Annotated in this window: 26 protein-coding genes and 1 tRNA gene; 5 read left to right on the top strand and 22 right to left on the bottom strand. The window is 62.4% G+C overall.

Going from position 1 to position 25,959, the window contains the following annotated elements:
* Positions 1-317: 317 nt before the first annotated feature.
* The gene (gene dibA, locus PVZ78_RS05950) at positions 318-2,237 is read right to left on the bottom strand and encodes a phosphodiesterase DibA (protein ID WP_009046388.1); all 1,920 of its coding nucleotides are present in this window, start codon (positions 2,235-2,237) and stop codon (positions 318-320) included.
* 145 nt (positions 2,238-2,382) lie between these two features.
* Here dibA and desA point away from each other — a divergent pair, with 145 nt between their 5' ends.
* Both desA and PVZ78_RS05940 read left to right on the top strand, forming a co-directional pair.
* Positions 2,383-3,567 carry a delta-9 fatty acid desaturase DesA gene (gene desA, locus PVZ78_RS05945; protein WP_009046387.1) on the top strand — a complete coding sequence of 395 codons (1,185 nt, stop codon included), beginning with the start codon at positions 2,383-2,385 and terminating at the stop codon, positions 3,565-3,567.
* A 248-nt stretch (positions 3,568-3,815) separates the two neighbouring features.
* Positions 3,816-4,808 carry a GGDEF domain-containing protein gene (locus PVZ78_RS05940; protein ID WP_009046386.1) on the top strand — a complete coding sequence of 331 codons (993 nt, stop codon included), beginning with the start codon at positions 3,816-3,818 and terminating at the stop codon, positions 4,806-4,808.
* 200 nt (positions 4,809-5,008) lie between these two features.
* On the opposite strand, the gene PVZ78_RS05935 is transcribed toward PVZ78_RS05940, so the two are convergent.
* From PVZ78_RS05935 to PVZ78_RS05885, 11 genes are all read right to left on the bottom strand, one after another.
* Positions 5,009-6,223 (bottom strand): response regulator, encoded by a 1,215-nt coding sequence (locus tag PVZ78_RS05935; protein ID WP_273828361.1) that lies wholly within the window; start codon positions 6,221-6,223, stop codon positions 5,009-5,011.
* A gap of 139 nt (positions 6,224-6,362) precedes the next feature.
* On the bottom strand, positions 6,363-7,640 hold the full coding sequence (gene gabT / locus PVZ78_RS05930) for a 4-aminobutyrate--2-oxoglutarate transaminase (protein WP_009041624.1): 1,278 nt from the start codon (positions 7,638-7,640) through the stop codon (positions 6,363-6,365).
* Positions 7,641-7,826: 186 nt separating this feature from the next.
* A complete protein-coding gene (gabD, locus tag PVZ78_RS05925) occupies positions 7,827-9,269 on the bottom strand; it encodes an NADP-dependent succinate-semialdehyde dehydrogenase (protein WP_273828360.1) in 1,443 nt (480 codons plus the stop codon).
* 466 nt (positions 9,270-9,735) lie between these two features.
* Positions 9,736-10,047 carry a RebB family R body protein gene (locus PVZ78_RS05920; RefSeq protein ID WP_009046382.1) on the bottom strand — a complete coding sequence of 104 codons (312 nt, stop codon included), beginning with the start codon at positions 10,045-10,047 and terminating at the stop codon, positions 9,736-9,738.
* Between the two features lie 50 nt (positions 10,048-10,097).
* Positions 10,098-10,412 (bottom strand): RebB family R body protein, encoded by a 315-nt coding sequence (locus PVZ78_RS05915; RefSeq protein WP_009046381.1) that lies wholly within the window; start codon positions 10,410-10,412, stop codon positions 10,098-10,100.
* Between the two features lie 84 nt (positions 10,413-10,496).
* Entirely contained in the window at positions 10,497-10,961 is a 465-nt protein-coding gene (locus PVZ78_RS05910; protein WP_009046380.1) for a hypothetical protein, read from the bottom strand.
* Between the two features lie 34 nt (positions 10,962-10,995).
* A complete protein-coding gene (locus PVZ78_RS05905; RefSeq protein WP_016705019.1) occupies positions 10,996-11,598 on the bottom strand; it encodes a hypothetical protein in 603 nt (200 codons plus the stop codon).
* A 137-nt stretch (positions 11,599-11,735) separates the two neighbouring features.
* Positions 11,736-12,443 carry a hypothetical protein gene (locus PVZ78_RS05900; protein WP_273828359.1) on the bottom strand — a complete coding sequence of 236 codons (708 nt, stop codon included), beginning with the start codon at positions 12,441-12,443 and terminating at the stop codon, positions 11,736-11,738.
* Positions 12,444-12,461: 18 nt separating this feature from the next.
* Entirely contained in the window at positions 12,462-12,689 is a 228-nt protein-coding gene (locus tag PVZ78_RS05895) for a RebB family R body protein (protein ID WP_007930328.1), read from the bottom strand.
* Between the two features lie 119 nt (positions 12,690-12,808).
* The gene (locus PVZ78_RS05890; protein ID WP_028681523.1) at positions 12,809-13,339 is read right to left on the bottom strand and encodes an RNA polymerase sigma factor; all 531 of its coding nucleotides are present in this window, start codon (positions 13,337-13,339) and stop codon (positions 12,809-12,811) included.
* A gap of 89 nt (positions 13,340-13,428) precedes the next feature.
* Complete coding sequence (locus PVZ78_RS05885) at positions 13,429-14,121, bottom strand: Crp/Fnr family transcriptional regulator (RefSeq protein ID WP_160168800.1); 693 nt, start codon at positions 14,119-14,121, stop codon at positions 13,429-13,431.
* Between the two features lie 254 nt (positions 14,122-14,375).
* Here PVZ78_RS05885 and PVZ78_RS05880 point away from each other — a divergent pair.
* Positions 14,376-14,452, top strand: a tRNA-Arg gene (locus tag PVZ78_RS05880).
* A gap of 216 nt (positions 14,453-14,668) precedes the next feature.
* Positions 14,669-15,268 (top strand): sce7726 family protein, encoded by a 600-nt coding sequence (locus PVZ78_RS05875; protein WP_273828358.1) that lies wholly within the window; start codon positions 14,669-14,671, stop codon positions 15,266-15,268.
* Here the strand turns inward: PVZ78_RS05875 and PVZ78_RS05870 are convergent.
* Positions 15,225-16,322, bottom strand: a complete 1,098-nt coding sequence (locus tag PVZ78_RS05870; protein WP_273828357.1) for a beta family protein — start codon at positions 16,320-16,322, stop codon at positions 15,225-15,227. The two genes, PVZ78_RS05875 and PVZ78_RS05870, sit on opposite strands and share 44 nt — an antisense overlap.
* 266 nt (positions 16,323-16,588) lie before the next feature.
* The gene (locus tag PVZ78_RS05865; RefSeq protein ID WP_273828356.1) at positions 16,589-16,846 is read right to left on the bottom strand and encodes a hypothetical protein; all 258 of its coding nucleotides are present in this window, start codon (positions 16,844-16,846) and stop codon (positions 16,589-16,591) included.
* A 446-nt stretch (positions 16,847-17,292) separates the two neighbouring features.
* Between PVZ78_RS05865 and PVZ78_RS05860 the strand changes: the two genes are divergently transcribed.
* Positions 17,293-17,844, top strand: coding sequence for a hypothetical protein (locus PVZ78_RS05860; protein WP_009046373.1), 552 nt, complete (start codon positions 17,293-17,295; stop codon positions 17,842-17,844).
* A gap of 12 nt (positions 17,845-17,856) precedes the next feature.
* Here the strand turns inward: PVZ78_RS05860 and PVZ78_RS05855 are convergent, their stop codons facing one another.
* The 8 genes from PVZ78_RS05855 to pgaB form a co-directional block, all read right to left on the bottom strand.
* The gene (locus PVZ78_RS05855) at positions 17,857-18,048 is read right to left on the bottom strand and encodes a hypothetical protein (protein ID WP_009046372.1); all 192 of its coding nucleotides are present in this window, start codon (positions 18,046-18,048) and stop codon (positions 17,857-17,859) included.
* Between the two features lie 82 nt (positions 18,049-18,130).
* Positions 18,131-18,850 (bottom strand): hypothetical protein, encoded by a 720-nt coding sequence (locus tag PVZ78_RS05850; protein WP_041985292.1) that lies wholly within the window; start codon positions 18,848-18,850, stop codon positions 18,131-18,133.
* Positions 18,847-19,428: an RNA polymerase sigma factor gene (locus tag PVZ78_RS05845; RefSeq protein ID WP_028681518.1), complete on the bottom strand. Its 582-nt coding sequence runs from the start codon at positions 19,426-19,428 to the stop codon at positions 18,847-18,849. Before PVZ78_RS05845 ends, PVZ78_RS05850 begins: the two co-directional genes overlap by 4 nt.
* Before the next feature lie 37 nt (positions 19,429-19,465).
* Positions 19,466-21,217, bottom strand: a complete 1,752-nt coding sequence (locus tag PVZ78_RS05840; protein WP_198919601.1) for a vWA domain-containing protein — start codon at positions 21,215-21,217, stop codon at positions 19,466-19,468.
* An 88-nt stretch (positions 21,218-21,305) separates the two neighbouring features.
* Positions 21,306-21,866: a YbhB/YbcL family Raf kinase inhibitor-like protein gene (locus PVZ78_RS05835; protein WP_009046368.1), complete on the bottom strand. Its 561-nt coding sequence runs from the start codon at positions 21,864-21,866 to the stop codon at positions 21,306-21,308.
* Positions 21,867-22,125: 259 nt separating this feature from the next.
* A complete protein-coding gene (gene pgaD, locus PVZ78_RS05830) occupies positions 22,126-22,602 on the bottom strand; it encodes a poly-beta-1,6-N-acetyl-D-glucosamine biosynthesis protein PgaD (RefSeq protein ID WP_041985287.1) in 477 nt (158 codons plus the stop codon).
* The gene (gene pgaC / locus PVZ78_RS05825) at positions 22,602-23,951 is read right to left on the bottom strand and encodes a poly-beta-1,6-N-acetyl-D-glucosamine synthase (protein WP_009046366.1); all 1,350 of its coding nucleotides are present in this window, start codon (positions 23,949-23,951) and stop codon (positions 22,602-22,604) included. The genes pgaD and pgaC overlap by 1 nt, the downstream gene beginning before the upstream one ends.
* A gap of 3 nt (positions 23,952-23,954) precedes the next feature.
* Entirely contained in the window at positions 23,955-25,952 is a 1,998-nt protein-coding gene (gene pgaB, locus PVZ78_RS05820) for a poly-beta-1,6-N-acetyl-D-glucosamine N-deacetylase PgaB (RefSeq protein WP_273828355.1), read from the bottom strand.
* Positions 25,953-25,959: the final 7 nt, after the last annotated feature.

Here is a 25,959-nt window from a genome sequence, read left to right as displayed (position 1 = left end):
CGCAGATATTCTTAAAAATACTATTTAAGAATGTTTATATAACCAGAAGAAATTATTTGAACTGACGCGGGGTTGCGTGGGAATCGGCGCTGATTGCAGCGCCAACTCGCCTCTTGTAGGAGCGAGGCTTGCCCGCGATGGCGGCCTGCCTGATACACCGCGGCGCCTTGATCGCGAGCAAGCTTCGCTCCTACAGAAGCTGCCGCAGGCTGCGATAGGACCGCAGGTCCTCCTACGTCCTCACGCGCGCCACGGCCGTCCCGGCCGATCGCAGCCTGCGGCAGCGGCTACAGGTGGAATCGATGCAAGTCCGGCAATCAGTGGATCTGCGGCACCCGGCCCCATTCCAGTTGCGTGGCCGGCACCGGGCGGCCGAACCAGTAGCCCTGGCCCAGGTCGCAGCCCTGGTCGAGGAGGAAGCGCGCCTGTTCCACCTGTTCGATGCCTTCGGCGTGCACCTGCATGCCCATGCTCTGGGCCAGGGCGATGATCACCCGGGAGATCGCCGCGTCGTCTTCGTCCCACGGCAGGCCGGCGACAAAACCCTGGTCGATCTTCAGTTTCTGCACCGGCAGGCGTTTGAGCCGCAGCAGCGAGGAATAACCGGTGCCGAAGTCGTCGATGGCCAGGCGCAGCCCCAGTTCGCGCAGGCGATGCATCTGCTCCAGGGCGACTTCCGGGTCTTCCATCACCGCGCTTTCGGTGACCTCCAATTCCAGGTAGGCCGGGTCGAGGCCGGTGTCGTGCAGCACCTGGGCCACCTGCTGGTACAGCTCGCGGCGGGCGAACAGACGGCTGGAGACGTTCACCGCGACGAAGGACAACGCCATGCCCTCCGCCTGCCATTGGCACATCTGCCGACACGCCTGCTGCATGACCCAGGCATCGATCTCGGCGATCAGCCCGGTGCGTTCGGCAATCGGGATGAACTCGCCAGGCGGCACCAGGCCGCGTTGCGGATGCTCCCAGCGCACCAGCGCCTCGACCCCGACCAGGCGGCTGCTGGCGAGGTCGTGCACCGGTTGGTAGAACACCCGCAGCTCCTGCTGCTCCAGGGCGCGGCGCAATTCGAAGGCAATCTCCACCCGTTGCTGGGCGTGGGCCGTCAGTTCCTCGGTGTACAGCGCGTAACTGTCGCGCCCGGCGCTCTTGGCCTTGAACAGCGCCGTGTCGGCATTGCGCAACAGTTGCTCGGCGCTCAGGGCGTCGCTGGGGAACAGGCTGATGCCGATGCTGGCATTGATGAACAGCTGATTCTCGTCCATCAGGAAAGGCTGCTTCACCCCGTCGATGATGCGTTGCGCCAGCACCGCGGCCTGCCCCGGCTGCGCGCAGCTCTCGACCAGCACGGCGAACTCGTCGCCGCCCAGCCGCGCCAGGGTGATGCCCGGGCCAAACATGCCTTGCAGGCGCTGGGCCACGGCCTTGAGCAGACGGTCGCCGACATTGTGCCCGAGGCTGTCGTTGATCATCTTGAAGTGATCCAGGTCGACCATCAGCAGCGCGCAGCCGCGCTTGTGGATCTGCGCCGACGCCAGGGCCTGCTCGGCGCGGTCGGTGAACAGCAGGCGATTGGGCAGGTCGGTCAGCGGATCGTGGTGCGCCAGGTGGGCCAGTTCGTGCTCGGAATCCTTGATCGCGCTGATGTCGGAGAACACCGCGACATAGTGGCTGAGCTGACCGTCGTCATCGCGGATGGCGCGGATGGTCTGCCACTGCGGGTAGATCTCGCCGCATTTGCGTCGGTTCCAGATCTCGCCGCTCCACTCGCCCGTGGTGTTCAGCGAATCGAACATGGCCTGGTAGAAATCCGCCGTGTGGTGCCCGGACTTGAACATGCTCGGCTGGCGGCCCAGCACCTCGTCGCGCTGATAGCCGGTGATCTCGATGAACGCGCGGTTCACATGGACGATCTGGCCCCGGCGATCGCTGACCAGCACCCCTTCGCGGGTGCAATCGAACACCGCGGCCGCCTGGCGCAGACGCTCGCGGTCCTCGCGCTGGTGGTGCAGCCAGGAGTCGGCGCCCAGCAAACGCAACAGGCGGCCCCGTGCGATGAAGATCAGGACCGCGCTGACCAGCGCCCAGAGATACCCGTTGATCAGTTGCCAGCGCGCCAGATCGTTCGACTCATCGAAGAAACTGCTCAATAAATGACCACTGAACTGCAGCCACAACACAGACAACAAGAGGTAGAGCAGGGCTGCGCGCAAAGCGTCGCGAGAAGAAACCGACATAAGGTCGTCAATGTCCTTACGGAAAGCTAGGGATTATAGAGGAAGAAACATCTCGCCACTCTTATCTGAAAGGGCGACTGGTTTTCTCTGTGGGCTTGGTGATAATGCGACTGCTGTTTTTTCTTTATCGAGGGCCCTACAGCCTATGTGGTACGAAGGTTTTCTTGGCTTGTCGGCCTGGCAACTGGTGGCAGTCACCCTGTTAATGACTCACGTGACCATCGTTGCGGTCACGGTTTACCTGCATCGCTATTCAGCCCACCGCTCCCTGGAGCTCAACGCCGGCCTGAAACATTTCTTCCGCTTCTGGCTGTGGCTGACCACGGCGCAGAACACCCGCGAGTGGACCGCCATCCACCGCAAGCACCACGCCAAATGCGAAACCGCGGACGACCCCCACAGCCCGGTGATCAAGGGCCTGTCCACGGTGCTGCGCAAAGGCGCCGAGCTGTACCGCGAAGAAGCGAAAAACCCGGAAACCCTGCGCATCTACGGCAAGAACTGCCCGGACGACTGGATCGAACGCAACCTCTACTCGCGCTACAAGCTGGGCGGCGTGGCGCTGATGGCGGTGATCGACCTGCTGCTGTTCGGCACCATCGGCATCACCATCTGGGCGATCCAGATGATGTGGATCCCGTTCTGGGCCGCCGGGGTGATCAACGGCCTGGGCCACGCGGTCGGCTATCGCAATTTCGAATGCCGCGACGCGGCGACCAACCTGGTGCCCTGGGGCATCCTGGTCGGCGGCGAAGAGCTGCACAACAACCATCACACCTACCCCAACTCGGCCAAGCTGTCGGTGAAGAAGTGGGAGTTCGACCTGGGCTGGGCCTGGATCAAGGTGTTCAGCTTCCTGCGCCTGGCCAAGGTGCAGCGTGTCGCGCCGATCGCCCACCGGGTCGAAGGCAAGGGCCACCTGGACATGGACACGGCGATGGCGATCCTCAACAACCGTTTCCAGATCATGGCGCAGTACCGCAAGCTGGTGATCGCACCGCTGGTCAAGCAGGAGCTGGACAAGGTCGATCACTCGGTGCGCCATCAGTTCCACCGCGCCAAGCGCCTGCTGTCGCGGGAGACCAGCCTGCTGGAAGAGCGTCACCATGCGCGCATCCAGAACATGCTGGAGCACAGCCAGGCCCTGAAAGTGATCTACGAAAAACGCCTGGCGCTGCAGCAGATCTGGGCCAAGACCAGCTCCAACGGCCACGACATGCTGGCGGCGATCAAGGACTGGGTCCACGAAGCCGAGGCCAGCGGGATCCAATCGCTGCGCGACTTCGCCAGCCAGCTGAAAACCTACTCGCTGCGCCCCGCCACCGCCTGACGCTGGCCCGTTCACCCGCCACGGCAAGCTCAGCTGCCGTGGCCGGTGGGCTTCGCTACCCTCGCCGCCCCCTGAGTTCCAGCCCGTCATCCGCGGCACCGTGACCGCCCAGCGGCTGCCGGCACCCAGACCACGGAAACCGGGAACTTCGTCGCCAATCCCCTATCTCAAGCAACACTTCGCCATCCAGGCGGGCTTTCTGTGGCCGCTTCGTTTCCCGAGCGGCATGCGCTTTGAGATCGGTGCCGATGGTCAACAAGAACCCACAACTCCCATCCGCTTTGCCCCAGTGGCCCGAGGCCGCGCAAACCCTGATGGCGCTGATGCACGCCCAGGGCGAGGTTGCCCGGCTGACGGAACGCGAACAGCTGTTCAGCTCGTTGCTGGTCAGCGTCAATGCCGTGCTCTGGGCCTTCGACTGGGAAGCCCGTCAGGTGCTGTATGTCAGCCCGGCGTATGAACGCATCTTCGGCCGCTCCGCCGGCCTGCTGCTGGCCGACGCCAACGAATGGCGCGACAGCGTCTACCCCGACGACCTCGAATACGCCGAGCGGACCCTGGCCCAGGTGCTGGAAAAAGGCGCGGTGGAAGACCGCGAATACCGCATCATCGATGCCCAGGGCCAGGTCCGCTGGCTCAGCGACAAGTGCTTCATCAATCGCAATGCCGCCCCCGGGGACCGGGTGATCATCGTCGGCCTCGCCGAGGACATCACCGAGAAAAAGCACCTGGAAACCGAGCTGCAACGCCTGGCCACCACCGACGTGCTGACCCAGAGCAGCAACCGCCGGCACTTCTTCGAATGCGCCAACCGCGAATTCGAGCAGGCGCGCCAGCAAGGCACGCCGCTGGCCTTCCTGTTGCTGGATATCGATGATTTCAAGGTGGTCAACGACACCTACGGCCACCCCGAGGGCGACAACGTCCTGCAACGCATCGCCGAGACCGGCCGCGCCACCCTGCGCCGTGGCGATCTGTTCGGGCGTATCGGCGGCGAGGAGTTCGCCGCCCTCTTCCCCGGCTGCGCCCCGGACATGGCACGCCAGGTTGCCGAACGCCTGCAGCGGGAAATCCAGCGCCTGACCTTCAGCCATGCCGAGGGGCAGTTCAGCATCACCGTCAGCCAGGGCCTGACCAGCCTCACCGCCGACGACGAAAAACTCGACAGCCTCTTCGCCCGCGCCGACGCGGCGATGTACGAGGCCAAGCGCCAGGGCAAGAACCGGATCGTTTCGGGGTAGACGACCTCACGGGAACTCCGTAGCCGCTGCCGAGCGTCAGCGAGGCTGCGATCGAGGTGGGCGGCATTCCGACGAAGTCCTCGCAAAACCTGAACTCACGTTTTGTCAGGAAGAACTTTACGGCTGCTTCGCAGCCGATCGCAGCCTCGCGGGGCTCGGCAGCGGCTACAGATGTGCTGCGCCAGCCGCTGGTCGAGGTATCAGCTTTTACGCAGCCGGGTCAGTTCCGGCAGGCCAATCTTGAGCAGGCGCGCGGTCTTGCTGTTGGCCAGCTCTTCGAGGCCCTCGGACGGTTGCAGGCGGGCGAGCTGGGCGGACAGGTTCATCACCAGCGCCTCGCGGGAGTAAACCCCGCCACCGAGCTGGTAGACCGAGGCAATCAGCTCGCGCAGTTCCAGCGGCAGGCGCCAGCGGGTGCGCAGGGCCGAACCGTAGGCCGCGCCGAACTGGGCCAGGGCATCGCCGACCTCTTCCATGTCGTCCAGTGCGCCACCGGCCTGTTTCCACTCCTGCAGGCAGCTCAGCAACGCCAGATCCCCCAGGCGATGCAGCAGGCCGGCGCAGTAGCAGCGCTCCTGGTCCAGGTCCAGCAAGCGGGCCAGGGTCCGGCCGTATTCCGCGGTGTGCAGCGACAGCTCCCAGTAACGCTCGGCGTAATCGCCCAGGGCCGGGTCGCTCAGGCGTGCGCTGCGCTTGAGCGCCAGGCCGAGAATCAGGTTCATGCTCTGCCCGGAGCCCAGCCGCTGCAGGGCCTGGGCCAGGGTCTGCACGGCGCTGCCATGGTGCTGGGCGGCGCTGTTGGCCGCAGCGATCAGCACCGCGGTGATCTGCGGGTCGGTACGCACCTCTTCTTCCAGCAGCTTGAGGTCGAGGCCGTTGGGGTTGAGGCTGCGTTTCACCGCCAGCTGCACATCGGCGAGCAACGGCGCGCCGTCGGCCAGCTCGCGACGGCGCTCGAGAAAGGTCCACAGGGTCATGCCCGGCGCCAGGGTCGGAACCTCGCACGAGACTTCCTGGCCAGCGTCCAGCAGCAGGTCCTGCAGGCGCTGGGTCAGGCCTTCCATGTTCAGCGGCTTGGTCAGGTAGGCCGTCGGCGCCAGCGGCAGGGCTTCGCGCACGCTGGCACTGTCGTTGCGGGTGCTCATGAGGATAAAAGGCAGCACCGGGTTGCGCTTGCGCTGGCGCACGCTGCGCAGCAGGCCGAGGCCGTCGACGCCGGGCAACTCCCAGTCGGCGATCACCAGGTCATAGGGGTTTTCGGCCAGCAATTGCAGGGCTTCCTGACCGTCGGCGCACACATCCAGCCGCGCGTCGCAACGTACACTCAACAACACTTGCTTGAGCAAATCGCGAGACCAAGGGTCCGCCTCGGCAATCAACACTCGCGGTACAGCGGGTAAATCCACAGCAGTCATGCAGCACGCTCCCTGGGCAATCCCTTGCACCTTAGTCAATGCCGAGGCTTCCATACAACGCAAATGCACCGCGCAGCCGCGATCGGCACAAAAAAACCCGCCGAAGCGGGTCTTTTTGTCGATCGGGTCACAGGCGGGATCAGAGCTCGGAGAAGCACTCTTCGATGATCGCCAGGCCCTTGTCCAGTTGCTCGTCCGGCGAGGTCAGCGGAACCAGCACGCGCAGGACGTTGCCGTAGGTGCCGCAGGACAGCAGGATCAGGCCCTTGTCGCGCGCCTTGGCAACAACCTGTGCCACGGCGGCAGCGTTCGGCTTGTGGCTGTCGCCGTTCTCGAACAGCTCGACCGCGATCATCGCGCCCAGGGCACGCACGTCGCCGATCACCGGGTACTTGGCCTGGATGGCCTTGAGGCCGGTCACCAGACGCTCGCCGACCGCCTTGCAACGGTCCAGCAGGTGCTCTTCCTCGAACACTTCCATCACGGCCAGGGCCGCGGCGCAAGCGATCGGGCTACCGGCGTAGGTGCCGCCCAGGCCGCCTGGTGCGATGGCGTCCATGTATTCGGCCTTGCCGCAGACACCGGCCAGCGGGAAGCCGCCGGCGATGGACTTGGCGAAGGTGGTCAGGTCGGCGGCAACGCCCATCTGCTCCATGGCGAAGAAGGTGCCGGTACGGCCAGCGCCGGTCTGCACTTCGTCGGCGATCAGCAGGATGCCGTGCTGGTCGCACAGGGCACGCAGACGCTTCATGAACTCTTTAGGCGCGACGTAGAAACCGCCTTCGCCCTGTACCGGCTCGATGATGATCGCGGCGATGTCACGTGGCTCGGCATCGTTCTTGAAGATGCGCTCGATGCTGGCGATCGAATCGTCGATGCTCACACCGTGCAGCTCGTTCGGGTACAGCGCGCGGAAGATGCCGCCTGGCATCAGGCCCATGCCGGCCGAGTAAGGCACGACCTTGCCGGTCAGGCCCAGGGTCATCATGGTGCGGCCATGGTAGGCGCCGGTGAAGGCGATCACGCCGGCGCGGCCAGTGGCGGCACGGGCGATCTTCACCGAGTTTTCCACGGCTTCGGAACCGGTGGTCACCAGCAGGGTTTTCTTGGCGAAATCGCCCGGCACCTTGGCGTTCACTTTTTCGCACAGTTCCACGTAAGGCTCGTAGGCCAGGACCTGGAAGCAGGTGTGGGTCAGCTTGTTCAGCTGCTCGGTCACCGCGGCGACGACTTTCGGGTGCAGGTGGCCGGTGTTGAGCACGGCGATACCGCCGGCGAAGTCGATGAACTCGCGACCTTCAACGTCGGTTACCGTGGCGTTCTTCGCGGAATCGGCGAAGATCGGGTGAATCTGGCCTACACCGCGCGGTACGGCGGCTTCACGGCGTTTCATCAGGGATGCGTTGGTCTTGCTCATAGTGTCCTCATTCGCCGCTCATCGGTCGGCGTGGTTCAAGGATGACGTGGCGGGGAGGCAACCGCGGCAGCATGCGATGATCGACTGCCCCGGCTATCCCGGCCACTACTCAAATAGCGTTTGCAGCACGCCAGGGGACAGCGCTCTCGTGCCCCTGGCGTTTAAAACCATGCCTTGGCGCGGGTATCAGATGCCCAGGCAGAGGTATTTGATTTCCAGGTAATCCTCGATGCCGTACTTGGAGCCTTCACGGCCCAGGCCCGAGGCCTTGATGCCGCCGAACGGCGCGACTTCGTTGGAGATCAACCCGGTGTTGACGCCGACCATGCCGTATTCCAGGGCTTCGGCCACACGGAACACACGGCCCAGGTCGCGAGCGTAGAAGTACGAGGCCAGGCCGAACTCGGTGTCGTTGGACATGGCGATCACTTCGGCTTCGTCCTTGAAACGGAACAGCGGCGCCAGCGGACCGAAGGTTTCTTCCTTGGCCACGGCCGCGTCTTTCGACACGTTGACCAGGATGGTCGGCTCGAAGAAGTTGCCTTCCATCGGCTTGCCGCCGGCCAGCAGGGTCGCACCTTTGCCCAGGGCGTCGGCGATGTGTTCCTGGACCTTGGCCACGGCTTTTTCGTCGATCAAAGGACCGGTGGTGGTGCCTTCTTCCAGGCCGTTGCCGATCTTCAGCTTGGCCACCGCGGCCTTGAGCTTCTCGGCGAAGGCGTCGTAGACCGAATCCTGGATGTACAGGCGGTTGGCGCAGACGCAGGTCTGGCCGTTGTTGCGGTACTTGGAGATGATCGCGCCTTCGACGGCCTTATCCAGGTCCGCGTCGTCGAACACGATGAACGGAGCGTTGCCGCCCAGCTCCAGGGAGACTTTCTTGATGTCCTTGGCGCATTCGGCCATCAGCTGGCGACCGATTTCGGTCGAGCCGGTGAAGGACAGCTTGCGCACGATCGGGTTGCTGGTCAGCTCGCCGCCGATGTCGCCGGCGCTGCCGGTGACCACGCTCAGCACGCCTTTCGGGATGCCGGCGCGGTGCGCCAGCTCGACCAGGGCCAGGGCGGAGAACGGGGTCTGCGAAGCTGGCTTGATCACCATGGTGCAGCCAGCGGCCAGGGCCGGGCCGGCTTTACGGGTGATCATCGCCGCCGGGAAGTTCCACGGGGTGATGGCCGCGGTCACGCCGATCGGCTGCTTGATCACGATCAGGCGCTTGTCCGGCTGGTGGCCGGGAATCACGTCGCCGTAGATGCGCTTGGCTTCTTCGGCGAACCATTCGATGAAGGAGGCGGCGTAGACGATTTCGCCCTTGGCTTCGGCCAGTGGCTTGCCCTGCTCCAGGGTCATCAGGCGACCGAGGTCGTCCTGGTTTTCGATCAGCAGCTCATACCAGCGACGCAGCTTGGTCGCCCGCTCCTTGGCGGTCAGCGCGCGCCAGGCCGGCAGGGCCTTGTCGGCGGCTTCGATGGCACGGCGGGTTTCAACCGCGCCCATCTTCGGCACGGTGCCGAGGATTTCGCCCGTTGCCGGGTTGTTCACTTTGATGGTCTGGCCGTTATCCGCGTCGACCCAAGCCCCATCGATGAAGGCTTGCTGGCGGAACAACTGGGCGTCTTTAAGCTGCATGTCGGTTTCCTTAACAGCACCGCGCGGGGCGGAGCGAATTGTGATTGTTGAAAGGCGCCTTGACAGGCTGCCGTCAGGAAAAACTGTTACCGGGCTCAAGCACAGAAATAGCGCCTATCAGAATAGACGGGCGGGTCGGCTCTCAGACAAGAGCGTTTGAAATCTCAAACGAATCCTAGGGTCAACCGGGGGACAGGGCAATAGGCTGTTCGAAAAAAAGAACGAAAACGCCGCTTTGGCAGAATCTTTCGGATCAACGACACCGCCCCGGCGGTTGGGGGCAGACGCCCTCCCTGTAGGAGCGAGCTTGCTCGCGATGGCGGCCTGACGGTCGACATGGGTGTCGAATGGGCGTCCTTTATCGCGAGCAAGCTCGCTCCTACAGGGGATTGGGGTTGGGCTGGCGTTGCGCAAACGCAAAAAACCCCGCAGCCGGAAGGCTGCGGGGTTTTCTCAGGGCCAGGTCTTAAGTGAACGACTTGAGCACTGTCAGCAGGCTGGTGAGGTTGTCGCCCACACCGCCCTGGGCCACTTTTTCGGTAGCCGAGGCGCCGGCGGTGGTGTCGACACTGTAGATCTGCATCACGCCCTGGTTGGTGGCCGCCTGGGCCAGGGTGTTTTGCTGTTGCTGGGCCGAGACCGAGTTCTGGAACAGGATCGCTACGGATTGCCCCATTGACTGGTAGATGGTGCCCATCGACATGGCCGGCGCTTCGGCCACGACCTTGACGTTGGTCTGGGTGACGGCATCGGTGATTTGCGGACTGACTGTACTCATAGATGAAACTCCTTATTAAGAAAGAACAACTTCCGTTAGCGTTCGCCCGATCAAGGGTTGAACGACTTGAGGATCGTCAGCAGGCTGGTCAGGTTATCGGCCACGCCGCCCTGGGCGACTTTTTCGGTCGCCGCCGCGCCGGCGGTGGTATCGACGCTGTAGATCTGCATCACGCCCTGGTTGGTGGCCGCCTGGGCCAGGGTGTTTTGCTGCTGCTGCGCAGAAACGGAGTTCTGGAACAGGATCGCCGTGGCCTGGGCCATGGACTGGTAGATGGTGCTCATGGCCATCGCTGGCGCTTCAGCCACCACTTTGACGTTGGTCTGGGTGACCGCGTCGGTAATTTGCTCGTTGACTAATGGCATGGTTCAACTTCCTTTGTTAGTACACGGCGGGTTCCGTGTTAATCAATGAACGTGGCAAAACACAGGCTGTGAATACGCAAACGCTCAATGCTCCGCCGGGGCGCCGGCTGGCTGGCCGAGACGGGAAATCACCGCCTCGACCTGCTCGACCAGCCCCTGCATCCGCGCCTGGACGGCCGCATTGACAGCCTGCTGGATCAGCTCGGTCTGCTCGGGCGTCAGCGCCTGCGCGGGCTTGGCGCCCGCCTCGGCGGCAGCCGCCTGTTGCTTGGCCGCCAGCCACTGGCGAATCACCGCTTCGCGCTGCTGGGCGCTCTGCTGCAGCGCGCCTTCGCTGGCCTTGGCCTGCGCCATCAACTCGCTGGTGCGCTGTTTCTCGTTGTCGATCAGGTGCTGGGTCTGGGTGAGCACCTGGTCGATGACACCCGTCTGCGGCTGACTGCGCATCCAGGCTTCGAGAATCTGCTTTTCACCCGCGGACAGGCTCAGGTTGAGCGCGTCGGCCAATTGATAGAGACCCGCGAGCGAGTCCTGGTTTTCCTGGGGCATCTGGATGTCCTCCTTCAGACACGGAGCCGCGCCGCTAAAGCCGCACCTCGATGCCGTCCTGCCAGAAACCGGCGAAGTAGAACTTGCCGTCGCTGTCGCAGGACGAGGCCAGGTCCCAGGGGGTCATGGCGGTGGGACGGGTATCGAAGACCGCGGGCGGCGGTGGCAGCAGGTTGGCGTTGTTGTAGAGGTTGCCGACCTCGTAGCTGTTGGCGACGAATTGCGAACAGAACGAGACGTTGCCGATCGCCACCGACTCGTTGATCCGCGCCTGCAGCTCGGGGGTGAACGGGGTGCGCTTGAACACCGACAACGCCGCGTTCCATACGCTGTAGCGGCCACTGATCTGGGTACTGCCGACGTCGCCGTTGAATTGCTCGGCGGCCACCACCGCGGCCCGGGCGAGATCGTCGTCACCGCAGGAATAGACCATCGCCGAGCGCTTGACCGCCTCGCTCGACAGATCGGTCATCTGGATGCCACTGCCGACGCTTTCGATCACACAGGTATCGCTGATCGCGATGGCCGCGTGCACCACGGGCACATTCGGCGAACCGTCGCCGAACATCTTGGCCTTGATCCACTGCCCCGCGCGAATGAACGCGCGGGGAATGCTGGTGGACAGCTTGTCGTCCACTTGGGCTACTGAAAAAACAATATCTCCAGGCTGCATGATGTCGCTCCTCATTAAAGAAAAGTGCGTGTTGAACGTGCTGCTGCACAGTCCCGGAGGGGCTCCGGGACTGGGTGCTCATGACGCCGGGACGGCGTGAATCAGGACGGCGGCGCGCCGCGATTGGCCAGGGTGTTGCTGTACTTGGCGATGCTCTCGTCGATCTTGTCGATGGCGATGCCCGCCGCTGTCGCCTCCAGGGCGCCAGCGGCCGCGGCGACCGCGGCCGCCGCCCCCACCAGCAGGTCGGTGGCCAGGGCACCCAAGGCGTCCTCGGCGGCTTTTTCGGGGTGGTTCTCGACGATGTTTTTCGTCATCTGCTCGAGCAATACCGCCTGGGCCGCCAGCGCCAGCTTGCTGACCCCGTCGAAATAGCCCGCCGCCGATTGCGCGACCAGGCCGGCGGCCTGGCTGATCATCATGTCCGGGGCGATGGCGATCTGCGCCGGGGCATAGCTGAAGGTCTGCGCGTTGGTGAACTCCACCGCCTCGACGATCTGGCTGTTCAGCGCATCGGTGCTGCCGGTCGGCGGCGCCGCAACCTGGACCATCATGTGCTCGTTCATGCGGTCCATCACCGTGCGCGGCGACTTGGCGGGAGTGCTGGGTGGCGGGGAGGTGCCCCTTGTAGTGGAATCAGCAACCTGCGGCCCCGCAGCCGTAGGCTCAGCGGTTTCGGGAGTGCTCGGCTTGGGATTGCTCGGCTCGGTATCGCCTGGCTTGGGATTGGCCGCCTCAGGGTCGGTCGCCGGCGTGGCGTCAGTCTCCGGCTCGGCGGTGGCAGCAGGTTTTTTCTTGAACCAGAACATGAGGTCTCTCCCCAGGCGTCAAGGCTTCTCGCCGATCTGCATGATCAGCGACACAGCCTTGGAGATCACCGCGTTGGAGATCTGATTCAACGCCTGCTGGCTGTTGACCGCATTCTGCAGGGACAGCCCCGCTGAATGACTGGCCACCTGGTACAGCGAGGCAATGGCCTGGGCCGGCGCCTCGGCCACCACCTTGACGTTGGTTTGCGTTACCGCGTCGGTAATCTGGCTGTTGACCTCTGGCATACATCTCTCCTTGATGGAAGACGCCAGCGCAGGCGCGCTGGCGGTGAACTCGTCGGCGGTTTCAGGTGCTCATGAAACAAGAACGCCCGACATCCGCGGCTGTGAATGCAAAAGTGCTGTCAGCGCAGCGCCTCGCGCAGCAACTGCACGCGCTTGCGCGCCAGGGGCTGGGCGATGCCCAACTCGGCGGCGATCTGCGGGTACGGCAGTTCCTCGACAAAACGCATTTCAAACAACCGCCGCTGGAGCACTGGCAACTGCGCCACGCGACTGCCCAGTTGCGTCAGTCGCTCGAACTGCTCGACGTACTCGAGCACCGACAGGCAAGGCGCGGCGAGCAGGGCCTGGTGATCGTGCTCAAGGTCGACCGAATGATCGAACACCTGCCCTTCGCGCTTGCTGCGCCGCAGGCTGTCGAGAAAGACGTGGTCCAGCACCAGAAACAGAAAACCCTGCGGCTCTCGGATGCGTTCCGGGGAACGCCTGAAGAACAGCAGGGCTTTCACGGCCGTGTTGGACAGCCATTCCTGGGCCAATGCCAGGTTGCCCCTGGCTCGCCGGTTGGCCCGGCGCATCAGCTCGGGGTAGACCGCTCGCCAGCTTGCCTCGAACAACCGATCGACCGCCGCCACTTCACGAAAAGATCCCATCGCCAGCACTCCCTGTGCATTCCTTGATGAGCCGACAGTCTCTGATCGCGCAACAGGCGTTCGCTGTTACCTGGGGAACAGTTGAACAATTAATTCAGCGAGCAAGCCTTGCGCCGCAGATGCTCGACATCGTTGATCACCAGCCGGCCGCTCTGGCAACTGATCACCCCCGAACGCCGCCACAGCTGCAACTGGACATTCAGCTTGGGCCGGCTGGTGTTGAGCATCGCGGCCAGGATGCCCTGGTTGCGCGGCACCGCTGCACAGGTCAGCGGGGCCAGCTCGAAGTCATCGATACTGGCCAGCAGGAACCGCGCCAACCGCGACTCCAGGCGGTGCAGGCAAACCAGTTCGAGCAACTCGAGGACCTTCATCAGGCGCGTCATCAGCAGCATCAGGACCCGCTGCCAGAACAGCGGCTCGTCGTACAGCGCCCGGAAATGCCGCCGCCCCAACAGCAGCACCCGGGTCGGGCCACAGGCGAAGGCCGAGGTTTCCCGGGCGTGGCCCTCGATCAACGCCGACTCGCCCACCACCTGGCCGACGCCGGCGCTGCCGACAATCTGCTCGCGCCCGTCCGGGCCATGAATCACCGAATACACCTGCCCTTCGGCGACCAGCGCGATGAAATCCAGCGCCTCGCTCTTGAGATAGAGCACCTCCCGGTCACTCAGCGAGCGCTCCACGGAATGGGTGGCCACATAATGGATCAATGTGTCCGGCATCCCCCTGAACAGATCGGAGCGTGCCAGCAGAGTCTGACGCAACGAAAAATCGAGCATTACCGCGCCTTTTGAATGCATGCGTTCGCCTTGACTGGTAGGAAATCGCTGCGCCAGCACGCAGCGGTTAGAGCGCTTGAAGCCATAGAGCAAAGCAAACAAAGGGACGTCCGACGGGAGGACTTGTGAATAGGGCGAAGGGGCTTTCGGGTATCGCGAAGGACAAGACAAACAACGAGGCGACGACCAATCATCACGCGAGAAAAAACCGCATGGACGCCCCAAGCCGACATGGGTATGATGTCGCCCGCACTGCACTCGTAGCTCAGCTGGATAGAGTACTGCCCTCCGAAGGCAGGGGTCGTGGGTTCGAATCCCGCCGAGTGCGCCAGCCAGAAACGCAAAAGCCCCAGGTCGCATGGCCTGGGGCTTTTTCAATTCACGATTAAAATAACACTTATATAACCAACCAATAATACTCCGTACAAACCATATCTAAAAACTATACTCCCTATCAAACCCCCAGCACAAAAGCCATTAAAACTAGACACCCTGAAAATTTCGACATACTATAAATTAGCATCAAATTTAAGCATGAGCACCATATATGGACGCGAGAAAGATCACACGCGATAGGGATGTACGTGCAGCTTTACTCAACAAGGTAATCGCCGAACATGTTAGCGACCCTTCTACTCTTGTAATTGAAGAACTTGGTTTAGAGCATGGTGCCTGCCGAGTAGATGTAACTGTTGTCAATGGTGCCCTGCATGGATATGAGATAAAAAGTGATGTTGACACTTTAGAGCGCTTACCATTTCAAGTAGAGGCTTACTCTCGCTCTCTAGACAAAGCCACTCTTATTGTTGCCGAACGACATTTAGTAAAAGCCGAAGCAATTCTACCTGCATGGTGGGGAATTAAATCCGTGCATGTTGGGCCACGAGGCGCTGTGCATATAAGAACACATAGGCCTGTTTCTTATAATCCGAGTATCTCCCCATACCATCTAGCACATCTACTTTGGCGCCCAGAAGCTGAAGAGCTTTTAATTTCAAAAGGCATTCCAAGTAAAGCCCTGCGTGTAAACAAGTCAGGGCTTTATTCGTTGCTTGTTGAAACTACCTCTTTGATTGAGCTTAGAACTTACGTCCGAGCAAAACTCAAATCGCGTACAGATTGGAGAGTTCATACACCACTCTCGTAATATGATGGTTATTTGTAACACTTGGCCACGTTGAAGTCCCCCCAGTAGTCGCCGTACCTTGTGCTGTCGAGCACTCGTAAATATACAGATCCCCCCAAGAAAACTTTTCCCCATCAAAAACTTTCGGGATAGCATTTACTATTTGGTCACAATGGGATCTATATTGAGAGCGACCATTCTTCTTCACTTGCGAACCAACTACAATAAACCAATCATCTTCAACTGTGTACTTTATCTTAGCGTTTGGATCCATTAATCTTGGGTCAAGATTCCCAGTTTGAGGATGAGAGACTGTATAGTCAGAAAAAGATGGAATCCTATCTTTATCATTAAGCCGGCCAATTAAATTTTTATATCCTAACCACTCAAACCTTTTGGCACGACCATTTGGACGGTAATTTACTGCATTTATGGTGGCGGGAAAGGCCGTTCCAGAGACCGTCAAGGAGCGCCAACGGTTTATGTATGGCGTATTCCCGAGAAATCCTAGCATCGTAATAGCGTATGTTACGGCCGAATTTGGAACAAATTCTTTACTATCTATAACTAGGTCCACATCTGTGGCGGATAATGAAAAATAATCTAGAAGCTCTGTAATATCACCCTTTAAATCTGATCGATCATAGTCGTCCGCAACCAGTCGGAGACATATCCCCCTCTTATACTCACTTGTTACACCAAGAACAGCTTTTTGATAATCCATGTGCCGGGAAAGCCCAGTTACTGGAACTACATTACAACCTTCAGCCTCAGCCAAACTTATTAATCGTGATAGGTGATGCTCACCATTAGCACACGTAGCAACTGGAGACAAATAACAAGAGTCAATGAGGCAGCGCCTCCCTCCCCACTTTTCTTTCAGTCTCTTACCAAATTTCTCCGTATGCTCATCCAGTGTTTTTTTAGGTGCTCCGGCCTCAAAATCCCAAGCCTCTTCTGGGATCTCTAACAGTGGAGTTATATTGTCTTTAACATCAGCAGACAATTTCCAAAGCGCCTGATACTCACCCTGACGCCACTTAACAATTGGGACATAATGCCTATGATCAAACAATTCGGATCCCTTCCTTTTCTATCTGTAGCATTTTATTAAATACTGTCTGTAAAGCTAAAACAGCCAACACAATGATGTCAACATGCTACTCAAGCATGAGTCCATTCGCACCCCCTACTAATGGCGTACAATCCACTACCATACAGAGAATAAAATCCATAAGAATCAATGAATTACCGACCTCTCCTTTTGAGAAAAATGGGAGTACCTTTGAAATCCTTGCCTACACAACCAGCCCGCCTATTCAAAACCGCCCCAAAAAGTCATTAATCTACTTTTCTCCGAGCAACTTCTAACAAATCCACTCCATCTCTGAGCAACAAATAAGCCGCATTAGAGAATCGATAGATATCACCATCTTCCCCCCCTTTAATAGTAACGGACGTAAGGCTCTCTAGAAGATCCGTCCCCGCCTTGATCCTCTGATGAGCACAATCCAACACATGCGCTACCGGCGCATCGCTATCGATCAGAAGAACAGGACAATCAGGAAAATTGGTTTGCAGCGGTATGTACTTCGACATGACATGCCATCCCTAACTTGGTTAAGAAGACTGCCGATCTCGTCGCCAAACGAGTGGGTGGCAGCCGTACGCGGGTTGGCGAACCGGTAAGTTAGTAAACCCGGCAGACCCGAGGGTCTCCCGCGCACAGCCGCCATTGATTGCCATCACCCGTACAGAAATGCACGCGCAAGGAGTCGATGACGCGACTGCGCCTAACTTTAAACGGATCGCCAAATCCGGTCGCTGATTTTTCAGCATCAGGGAGAACTATAGGGATTGAGGCTTGGGAGGAGCAAAGCGGATTGGCTGCATTCGTTGTGAGGTATTTCGCTTCTTGCTGAAGCCTTTTCTCCCGGAAAACCCTTTAGGTGTCTCCGCTCTTTTTTGCGATGATGCCTGCGCGCTGCCCATTACCGAGCAGATACCCGCCTTTTCTCGGCCAGACTCATGGAAGACCCCACACGATGAATATCTCGAACCTTTCCGCTAATACCGCGCCATCGCACCAGGCGCGTTATTACTACGGGCCCAACTACAAGAAAATGACCCTGGCGGGCCTGGTCTTCGGTGGGCTTTCGCTGTTCGCGGTGTTCGGCACACCCAGCGAGAACAACGGCGTGATCCGGTTGCTAGAGGCCCTGGGGCTCAATGGTCATCTGGTCATGCAACTGCTTGGCGTCGTGGGCGTGGCCATGACCGTCGCCGTCGCCGGTGCGCTGATCTTCCTGCGCGGTGCCGGCAATCGTTATGTGGTGCTGACGGACAAGAAGCTGGTGGCCCCGGTCAGCAACTTCAGTTCGAAGATCCGCGAGATTCGCCTGATCAATATCGCGGACGTCGAGCTGGTGGAGGTCTTCAACCAGCGTTTCATCCGCGTCCAGCACAGCGACGGCAAGATGGAACTGGTGGAAAACATGTTCAAGAACCAGGAACTGTTCTACGACTGCTACAAGGCGATTGCCCTGGCCATCGAGGCCAAGGGCCAGAACGTGAAACGCGCGCCCGCCCGCAAGTAAAGGCTCCGGGTTTCAGTCTGGCGTCTGCCGCTTCTGCGTCGACTCATCCTGATCCGCGGCAGGCTGGGCCTGCTGCGGGTCTTCATCTTCTTCCTCGGCCTCGAGCAGAAAGTCCTTGCGACTCTCCTTGATGGCCTGGCGGATATCCGCGCCCTTGGTCGGGCAATTCAGCAGTGCAGCGATACGGTCGATGCGTGGCGCCATGGCCAGCCTCTCACTTTCAGGAAACTGGCTCGATAGTGCGCGTTTTCCGGGTGCCAGGCCATTACTTGCGCGCGTTTTACCCTCAGGGTTTCTGCAAAGCCTCCAGTCGATCGGCAATCTCCTCGTCGGGGAAGCGCTGTTTCAAGGCAATGATGTACTGGTCGGCGATCTTGTCCTGGCCGGTCTGGCGCAGCCGCAACACCTCACGCAGGGCGTCGTCGAGAATCGACTCCGGCGCCTCGCGCTCGCCCTGCTCCTTGTCCGGAAACGACGCCAGGTGCCCCAGGGACTCATAAGGTTTGCCGGCGAAGGCTTCGGTGTCCCGGGTCAGCGGCAGGCCCGCCACGGGGGCGGCGGGAGCGGGCGCCGACAAGGCGCCGCTGGCATGCGGTGTGGTAGCCAACTCGAAGTGGTCCGATGCATCCATGCGTGATTCGGCACGGGCCGACTCTGCGGAGGCTGCAGTGGATTCGGCCTGGCGGCGCGCCAGCTGGGGGGCCGCGGCCTTGGCCATGGGTGCCGGGGCGAGCACCTGGCGGGGCGCAGGCTCTGGAGTGCGCTGCAACACGCCCAGCAACAAGGTCACGCCAAACAGGCCGGCGAACGCCACTTGCCAGCGCGGCTGGCGGCACAGATCGAACCAGCGTTGCCACAGGGAAGGTTTAGGCGCCGGGGCTTCGCGACGGGCCGTGGCCATGATCAGGGCGTCGAGGCTGGCCGGCGGCTCGCCGTGGCTGTGCTGGCGAATGTGCTCGAGCATGCGCTCTTCTTCGGTGGGCGGAAGCTGTCGGGCGTCAGTCATGTCAGTACCTCCTCGGCCAGGAGCCGACGCAGTTTTTTCAGCGCATAACGGAAACGGCTTTTCACCGTTTCCAGCGGCGTATCGGTAAGGCTGGCGATCTGCGGCAATTCCAGTTCGCCGTGGGCGCGCAGCAGGAATACTTCGCGCTGGTCGGCGGGCAGGTCCTGCAAGGCGGCGTCGATGCGCTGCCGTTCACGGCTCAGGCTCAGGTGCTGTTCCGGGCCGCTGGCGTCATCGGCCAGCTCATGCAACTGCTCGTCGTAGCTGTCGTGCAGCGGGTTGCGCAGGCCGTGCTTGCGCCAGTGGTCGATCAGGCGGTTGCGGGCGATCTGGTACAGCCAGGTGCGAAAACTGGCCCGGCCCTGTGGCGCGCTGCTGGTGCGGATCAGACTGAGCCAGGTGTCCTGGTAGACCTCGTCGGCCAGCTCGGCCTTGTCGCACAGGCTCAGCAGAAACCGGTACAACCCCTGGCGATGGCGTTGGTAGAGGACCTCGAAGGCAGCGCTGTCACCCGCGCGATAACGCGCCAGCAGCGTTTCGTCGCTGCTGGCGGGTCCTGACCGGTTCACCGCAGGCATGGTCGTGCTGAACTCCTTCTGGTGGTGGGTCATGACGTTACTCACGGCGGCTCAAGGCCTCCCCGGAGCGTCCCGGTTGATCCGCCGGAGCGGCAGTCTGCAGGCTCTGCGCCAGTTCCACCAGCTGCACGAACTCGCCACGCAGGCCGAAACGGTCTTCGCCCTTGGCGCCGCGGGCCAGGGCGACGGTGTCCTTGAGGCCGAAGTCGCCGGTGTAGCGACCGTCCTTGAGCTGCTGGGCGAACGCCGCCACCGCTGCGGCAAATCTTAGATCATCGCTGGCCTGGGCAAGTTTGCCATGCTGCTGCGAAGCCAGGATCGGCCGCTCGATCAGTCGACTGCTGCCGCCTTGCGGTGCCTGGTAGCGCACCCGCAGCATGGCCAGCTCGTCGCCCTTGCTGTTCGACTCCGACGACGCCTGGGCCTGGCCATAACGCAGCGGCTCCAGCCAGCCCTGTTCGCCCTTGGGCACGATTTCATACAGCGCGGTGACCGTATGCCCGGCCCCGATCTCGCCAGCATCGACCTTGTCGTTGTTGAAGTCCTCGCGTTTCAGCGCGCGGTTCTCGTAGCCCAGCAGGCGGTATTCGCTGACCTGGGCCGGATTGAATTCCACCTGCAGCTTCACGTCCTTGGCCACCACCGCCAGGGTCGAGCCGAGCTGGTCCACCAGGACCTTGCGCGCCTCGCGCAGGTTGTCGATGTAGGCGTAGTTGCCATCGCCGGCGTCGGCCAGTTGCTCCATCAGGTGCTCGTTGTAGTTGTCCACGCCAAAGCCGAGGGTGGTCAGCGACACACCGCTTTTACGCTGCTCGACGGCCATCTGCTTGAGGCGGTCGAAGTCGCTGATGCCAACGTTGAAGTCACCGTCGGTGGCCAGCAGGATGCGGTTGATGCCGTTCTTGATGAAGCCCTGGCGGGCCATCTGGTACGCCAGCTGGATGCCCGAGGCGCCGGCGGTGGAACCGCCCGCCGTCAGTTGCTCGATGGCGTTGCGGATCTTCGCCTTGTCGCGCCCGGAAGTGGGCTCCAACACCACCCGCGATTCACCGGCATACACCACCAGCGACACCCGGTCCTGCTCGCGCAACTGGTCGACCAGCAGCTTGAGGGTGCTTTGCACCAGCGGCAGGCCCTCGCGGCGATCCATGGAGCCGGAGACGTCCACCAGGAACACCAGGTTGGCCGGCGCCAACTCGGCAACGGTGCGATCCGAAGCCTTGATGCCGATGCGCAGCAGGCGGGTGTGGGGGTTCCAGGGCGACGGCGCGATCTCGGTGGTCACGCCAAACGGCGAACCATCGCCGGGCAGGGCGTAATCGTAGGGGAAGTAATTGACCAGCTCCTCCAGGCGCACCGCGCCTTGCGGCGGCAGGCTGCCCTGGTTGAGCAGGCGCCGGACGTTGGCGTAGGCGCCGGTATCGACGTCGACGCTGAAGGTCGAGACCGGGGCCTGCGCCACGCTCTGGATCGGGTTGTCCGGCAGGTTCTGGTACTGCTCCCGCGGCTCGGCGCGATAGCCGGCGGGCAGCGATTCGCGCGTCATCATCGAGGTGTGCAGGGGCGTCGGGGCGAGCGCCTTGGCGTTGTTGGATCCGGCCAGGATCACATCGGCGCGCTGGGCCTCGCTCGGCGAGGGCGCGGCGGCCTGGGGTGCGACCGCGTCCTCGACGGGCAAGGCAGCGCCCCGGGTATCCGGCGCGGAAGGGCCGCAACCGGCCATGGCCAACAGCAACCCGGCGGCGCACCCCTGAACGGCGGGGCGAAGGTAGTACGGAGGAAGGAACATGGGGGCTGACCTCGGGAGAAATTGATCCATTCCCCCCTTCAGACGAAGCCCCTGGGCGATTCGGGTTAAGCCCCGGAAATTTTTTTTCTTAGCGCAGGTAGCGCCGCACCACGCTGCTGTTACGCAGCACGTGGCCGTTGATCTTCTCCAGCAGCTGGGCGCGGGTCAGGCCGGCCGGCAAGGCGTCGGGCGCCAGCTCCAGGGCGTAGATCTGGATGATGTAGTGGTGCGCGCTGTCGCCCACCGGCGGGCACGGGCCGACGTAGGTGGTGGTGCCTTTGCTGTTGGTGCCTCCCAGCCCTTCCAGGGTGCCCTTGGCCCCCGCGCCCGCGGCGATCTGCCGGGTCGTGGCCTTGATCCCGTAATGCACCCAGTGATCGATACCCTGGCCTTTGGCGCCGTCCGGGTCGTGCATCACGATGGCGTAGCTGCGGGTGCCTTCGGGGCCGGCGGTCCAGGCCAGGGCCGGCGACAGGTTATGCCCGCCACAGCCCTTGGCATCGCTGGCGCTGGCCGGGGTGAACAGGCGGTTGTCCGAGACACCGGGCACGTTCAGGGTGAAACGCTCCTGGGCCTGGGCCGGCAACTGCAGGCACAGCAGGACGGCGCTGGCGGCCAGCCAGGTATTGAGAGAAGCAAAACGGGACATACGCGAGCACCTTCTGCGAATGGGTTCATCGGAGCCTGGAAACAGGAGCCTGGAGACTATAGCTGCGCGACGAAGCGTCGCGCTTGGAGCTTGGAGCTTGGAGCTTGGAGCTTGGAGCTTGGAGGCTGATTGAGCTTGAGCCGCAGCCGCTTGTAAACGAAAAAACCCCGGTTTTTTTTCAGCTCCGGGGCTTTTTTCGACGGCAACCGGAATTGTTACCCGGTCGCCCTGACCCTGCCACCTTCAATCAGCGGCTGAATCAGCGTTGCACGGCATCCGCCAGCAACGGCGCATGCGGCGCACGTTCGGCGTTGAGGCGCATGAAGCCGGTGGTGACAAGGCTGATGCCGCCCTCCTCGTCGTTGTGCACCGTCATGGTCCCGGGCTGGCGCATGCGCGCAAAGTTGGCGGCGCTGAGCTTGAAGCTTTCGCTCAGGTGCCGGTCGTCCACCGCCGGCGACGGCAGGCGGCGCCGGGCAAAGCTTTTGCTCTTGCGCTGCTGGTAACGCGCCCAGAGGATCAGCACGGCGGCGTTGAGCAGGGCCACCCACAGGTAGATCTGCAAGGTGCCGAGCGCCTCGAGCACGCCGATTTCGATACGCGGGCCGTCGTGGGTGTCGATCAGCGGCCACAGGCCGCGTACCAGCAGGTACACCAGGCCGATCCAGGCCAGCACGGTGAACGCCGCATCGACGAGCACCAGCACTGGGCGTTGACGGGTTCTGATGATCTTCATCAGCGAGCCTCCTCTTCATCATCTATGGGCTTGATGCCACGGTCGGGGCTGACCCAGCGCGCACGCTTCTGGTGTTGGCTGAACAGCACCTTGGGGAAACTGACAAGGGTGGTGAACAGGCTGACGAGCCAGAACACCAGGGGGTACCAGACCACCCAGAACATGGTCTTGCCCAAGCCCTTTTCATACCGGCGATCGATCAGGATGCTGACCGCGAACTGCAGCAGGCAGACCATCGCCAGCACCAGCCCGGTGAAGGCCGGCGGCATCAGGCGGTCGACGGCGATGGCCTCGGGCATGACGATGAACTTGCCGACGCCCCAGAAGATCACCGACAGCAGGAAGGTGAAGGCCCAGCCGGTGGACAGGCAGTATTCGAACAGCAGCGGCCAGAGGTAGCGGTGGCGCCATTGCCAGATCCCGCGGATGTTCTTGAACAGCACCTCGGCGCCGCCCTGGGCCCAGCGCAAGCGCTGCTTCCACAGGCCGTGCAGGGTTTCCGGCATGAGGATCCAGCACAGCGCCCGTGGCTCGTAGAAGATGCTCCAGTGATCGAGTTGCAGCTTCCAGCTGATGTCGATGTCTTCGGTGATCATGTCCGGGCTCCAGTAGCCGACCCGGTGCAGGGCCGAGCGGCGGAAGGCGACAATCACCCCGGAGACCGTGAAAATCCGCCCGAACACCCGCTGGGTGCGCTTGATCAGGCCGATGATCGAGGAGAACTCGCCCACCTGGACCCGGCCCACCAGGGTCGAGCGGGTGCGGATCCGCGGGTTGCCGGTCACCGCGCCCAGGCGCGCATTCTCCAGCAGCGGCGCCACCAGGTAGGCCGCGGTGTTCGGCGCCAGCAGCGCGTCACCGTCAATGCACACCAGGTATTCGCTGCGCGCCGCCACGGCACCCATGCGCAGGGCCACGGCCTTGCCCTGGTTTTGGGCCAGGTGCACCACCCGCAGCCGTGGATCCTCCAGCGCCAGGGCGTCCAGCACTTGCGCGGTGTTGTCCTTGGAGCCGTCGTTGATCGCGATGACTTCGATGTTCGGGTAGTGCTGGGCCAGCGCCGCGTGGATGGTGTCCGCCGCGTTGTCGCCCTCGTTGTAGCAAGGGATCAGGATGCTGATCAGCGGCTCGCCCGCCAGCGCCGGCGGCAAGGTGTCGTCCTTCCAGGGCCAGTGGCGTTCCCAGTGCAGCCAGAAGTACAGGCCGCCGGCGATCCACAGGCCGGACATGAACAGCGGGTAGAAGAACACGAAGTCCATCAGGAACTGGCCGGTCACCAGGAAGATCAGGCCCAGCGGCACACCGAGGACAATCGCCAGAACGAGCAGGGCTAGCAGTCGATCCAACATGATTTAAGGATTCCACTTGGTGGAGAGCGCAGGACGGATGGTCTTCAAGTCCGGCGAGTTCTCGAGAAAGTTATCCGGGTAGTAGCCGAAACTGGTCGCGCCCTGGCGCTTGAGTCGGCCCATCCAGTCGGCCATCTGCGCGGCGTCGATATCGCTCGCCGGTTTTTGTGCCCAGTCCCGGGCCTGCAGTTCGAAGACGGTACGGTTGAGCGCGCCGGGGCGTGCCTTGACCGTGGCCACCAGTTGCTCCAGCCAGGCGCCGGAAGCCTTGCGTTGCTGGCCCTCCATCAACGGCATGGCCATCGGCGCGGTCCAGTCGTAGTTGGCGAGGAAGTCGTCGAGGTTCTGGGCGAACCAGGCTTCGCTCTGCGGGTTGAGCATCGGCTCGGCGAACAGGTTGCGCGCAGTCAGCACCTGCGGCCCGCGGATCGCCTTGACCTTGGCGGTCAGCTCATGGGTGAAGTCGATCAGGTAGCGGCTCTTGAAGCGGGTCCAGCGCTGCAGGGTCGCCGGATCGGCGCGCAAGGCGGCGATCGAACCGGGCAGGCCGTTGGCGGCGTAGGTACGCAGCGCTGCGGGGCTGGCGTCTTCGAAATCGGAGAACACCGCGTCGTCGTGGTAGAGGATGCCGTCCACCGAGGTCAGGCGCGCCACGTCTTCGTAGATCTCACCGATGATGCGCCGCACCTTCGGGTCGAACGGCGACAGGCGCCGGTACTGGTCGGGGTCGGCCGCGACCTGACCGGTTTCCGGGTCCCAGCGGGTCACGCGCGGCAGGCTCGGGTCGAGGGCGAAACTCAGCACCGGCATCCAGGCGAAGACCTTGACGTTGGCCCGGGTGCGCAGTTGCCAGGCGACCCGATCGAAGATGTCGGCGCGCACCGGCAGGTGACGGTTGGCGAAGTACAGCGAGTGCACCAGGCCATCGCCCTTGGGGTCGGCGAAGGCTTGCAGGAACACGGTATTCACGCCCAGGTCGGCCATGCGCTGGACCAGCTTGCCGAGGTTGATTTCCTGCTGCTGCGGGTCCGGGTCGTAGACGTTGTCCAGGTCGACATGGGCCACGCGCATCGGGTTGCTGGCTTCGACGCCGACGATGCTGTTGGAGAAGTGGATGCCATCCGGGTCCGAGGACACCAGGAACCGCGGGCTGCTCATCAGGTTGTCGAGGGCATCGAGGCCGTCGTCGAGGGTCAGGGCCATGTCGTAGCCCTGCTCGCCCACCACCCGCAGCGCGGTGCCGTCGGCGGCGCCGTAGGGCCAGACCCAGACGCGCGGGCTGTAGCCGGTGGCGGCGCGGATTTTTTTCGAAATGGCCGCCACGTCGCTGCGCAGGCGCGCCTCGAACTCGGCCTCGCTTTCATAGCGCCCGCTGCTGGCGTCATAACGCCGGGTGGCGGCGGCCGGTTGCAGGTTGCCCTGGGGGTTGGCCAACACGCCCTTGTGGTTGGCATCGGTGTGGGCGGCGATTTCCACCAGGCCGGAACGGGAAATCTCGCGGACCTGCTGCCAGGTCAGGAAGTCCGAGCGCTTGCGCGGGGTGCCGGCAAAGTCCACCGGCTGGTTCAGCGGGGTATCGACCCACGCCCCCACCGGCGCCAGCAGGGCATGCCAGTTGTAGCTGCGCAGCACCGGCAGCACGCGGGTGTAGAAGCTCGCATAACCGTCATCGAAGCTCAGCAGCACGGCCTTGGCCGGCAGCTCGGGGCCGCCTTTGCGCGCCGCCATGATCTGGTCCACGGTGACCGGCTGGTAGCCGTTCTCGCGCAGCCAGGCCAGCTGTTCGATCAAGCGTTCGGTGCGCACGGCCACCACCGCCTGGTCGGGGTCGCGGTCTTCGACGTCGTGGTAGGCAATGCCCAGCACGTGGTTTTTCGGCCACGGGGTTTCGCTGGCGGGCACGGGGCGCTGCGCCGGCGGCAGGAAATCCGCGGCGGGCTGGGCGCAGGCGCTGAGAATCAGGGCTCCCAGCAGGAGGATGCAACGGGTCATCGGAGGCATCTTCGGA

It is taken from the genome of Pseudomonas sp. SBT1-2 (assembly GCF_028640875.1).
GTDB classification, from domain to species: Bacteria; Pseudomonadota; Gammaproteobacteria; order Pseudomonadales; family Pseudomonadaceae; genus Aquipseudomonas; species Aquipseudomonas chlororaphis_I.
Note: the sequence above shows the minus strand (reverse complement) of the source record. Positions and strands in the feature narration are given on the sequence as shown.

What these genes read in the sequence shown, in the direction of transcription:
- dibA (WP_009046388.1), bottom strand. Translation starts at nt 2,237, where the DNA reads ATGTCGGTTTCTTCTCGCGACGCTTTGCGCGCAGCCCTGCTCTACCTC.
- desA (WP_009046387.1), top strand. Translation starts at nt 2,383, where the DNA reads ATGTGGTACGAAGGTTTTCTTGGCTTGTCGGCCTGGCAACTGGTGGCA.
- PVZ78_RS05940 (WP_009046386.1), top strand. Translation starts at nt 3,816, where the DNA reads ATGGTCAACAAGAACCCACAACTCCCATCCGCTTTGCCCCAGTGGCCC.
- PVZ78_RS05935 (WP_273828361.1), bottom strand. Translation starts at nt 6,223, where the DNA reads ATGACTGCTGTGGATTTACCCGCTGTACCGCGAGTGTTGATTGCCGAG.
- gabT (WP_009041624.1), bottom strand. Translation starts at nt 7,640, where the DNA reads ATGAGCAAGACCAACGCATCCCTGATGAAACGCCGTGAAGCCGCCGTA.
- gabD (WP_273828360.1), bottom strand. Translation starts at nt 9,269, where the DNA reads ATGCAGCTTAAAGACGCCCAGTTGTTCCGCCAGCAAGCCTTCATCGAT.
- PVZ78_RS05920 (WP_009046382.1), bottom strand. Translation starts at nt 10,047, where the DNA reads ATGAGTACAGTCAGTCCGCAAATCACCGATGCCGTCACCCAGACCAAC.
- PVZ78_RS05915 (WP_009046381.1), bottom strand. Translation starts at nt 10,412, where the DNA reads ATGCCATTAGTCAACGAGCAAATTACCGACGCGGTCACCCAGACCAAC.
- PVZ78_RS05910 (WP_009046380.1), bottom strand. Translation starts at nt 10,961, where the DNA reads ATGCCCCAGGAAAACCAGGACTCGCTCGCGGGTCTCTATCAATTGGCC.
- PVZ78_RS05900 (WP_273828359.1), bottom strand. Translation starts at nt 12,443, where the DNA reads ATGTTCTGGTTCAAGAAAAAACCTGCTGCCACCGCCGAGCCGGAGACT.
- PVZ78_RS05895 (WP_007930328.1), bottom strand. Translation starts at nt 12,689, where the DNA reads ATGCCAGAGGTCAACAGCCAGATTACCGACGCGGTAACGCAAACCAAC.
- PVZ78_RS05890 (WP_028681523.1), bottom strand. Translation starts at nt 13,339, where the DNA reads ATGGGATCTTTTCGTGAAGTGGCGGCGGTCGATCGGTTGTTCGAGGCA.
- PVZ78_RS05885 (WP_160168800.1), bottom strand. Translation starts at nt 14,121, where the DNA reads ATGCTCGATTTTTCGTTGCGTCAGACTCTGCTGGCACGCTCCGATCTG.
- PVZ78_RS05875 (WP_273828358.1), top strand. Translation starts at nt 14,669, where the DNA reads ATGGACGCGAGAAAGATCACACGCGATAGGGATGTACGTGCAGCTTTA.
- PVZ78_RS05865 (WP_273828356.1), bottom strand. Translation starts at nt 16,846, where the DNA reads ATGTCGAAGTACATACCGCTGCAAACCAATTTTCCTGATTGTCCTGTT.
- PVZ78_RS05860 (WP_009046373.1), top strand. Translation starts at nt 17,293, where the DNA reads ATGAATATCTCGAACCTTTCCGCTAATACCGCGCCATCGCACCAGGCG.
- PVZ78_RS05855 (WP_009046372.1), bottom strand. Translation starts at nt 18,048, where the DNA reads ATGGCGCCACGCATCGACCGTATCGCTGCACTGCTGAATTGCCCGACC.
- PVZ78_RS05850 (WP_041985292.1), bottom strand. Translation starts at nt 18,850, where the DNA reads ATGACTGACGCCCGACAGCTTCCGCCCACCGAAGAAGAGCGCATGCTC.
- PVZ78_RS05845 (WP_028681518.1), bottom strand. Translation starts at nt 19,428, where the DNA reads ATGCCTGCGGTGAACCGGTCAGGACCCGCCAGCAGCGACGAAACGCTG.
- PVZ78_RS05840 (WP_198919601.1), bottom strand. Translation starts at nt 21,217, where the DNA reads ATGTTCCTTCCTCCGTACTACCTTCGCCCCGCCGTTCAGGGGTGCGCC.
- PVZ78_RS05835 (WP_009046368.1), bottom strand. Translation starts at nt 21,866, where the DNA reads ATGTCCCGTTTTGCTTCTCTCAATACCTGGCTGGCCGCCAGCGCCGTC.
- pgaD (WP_041985287.1), bottom strand. Translation starts at nt 22,602, where the DNA reads ATGAAGATCATCAGAACCCGTCAACGCCCAGTGCTGGTGCTCGTCGAT.
- pgaC (WP_009046366.1), bottom strand. Translation starts at nt 23,951, where the DNA reads ATGTTGGATCGACTGCTAGCCCTGCTCGTTCTGGCGATTGTCCTCGGT.
- pgaB (WP_273828355.1), bottom strand. Translation starts at nt 25,952, where the DNA reads ATGCCTCCGATGACCCGTTGCATCCTCCTGCTGGGAGCCCTGATTCTC.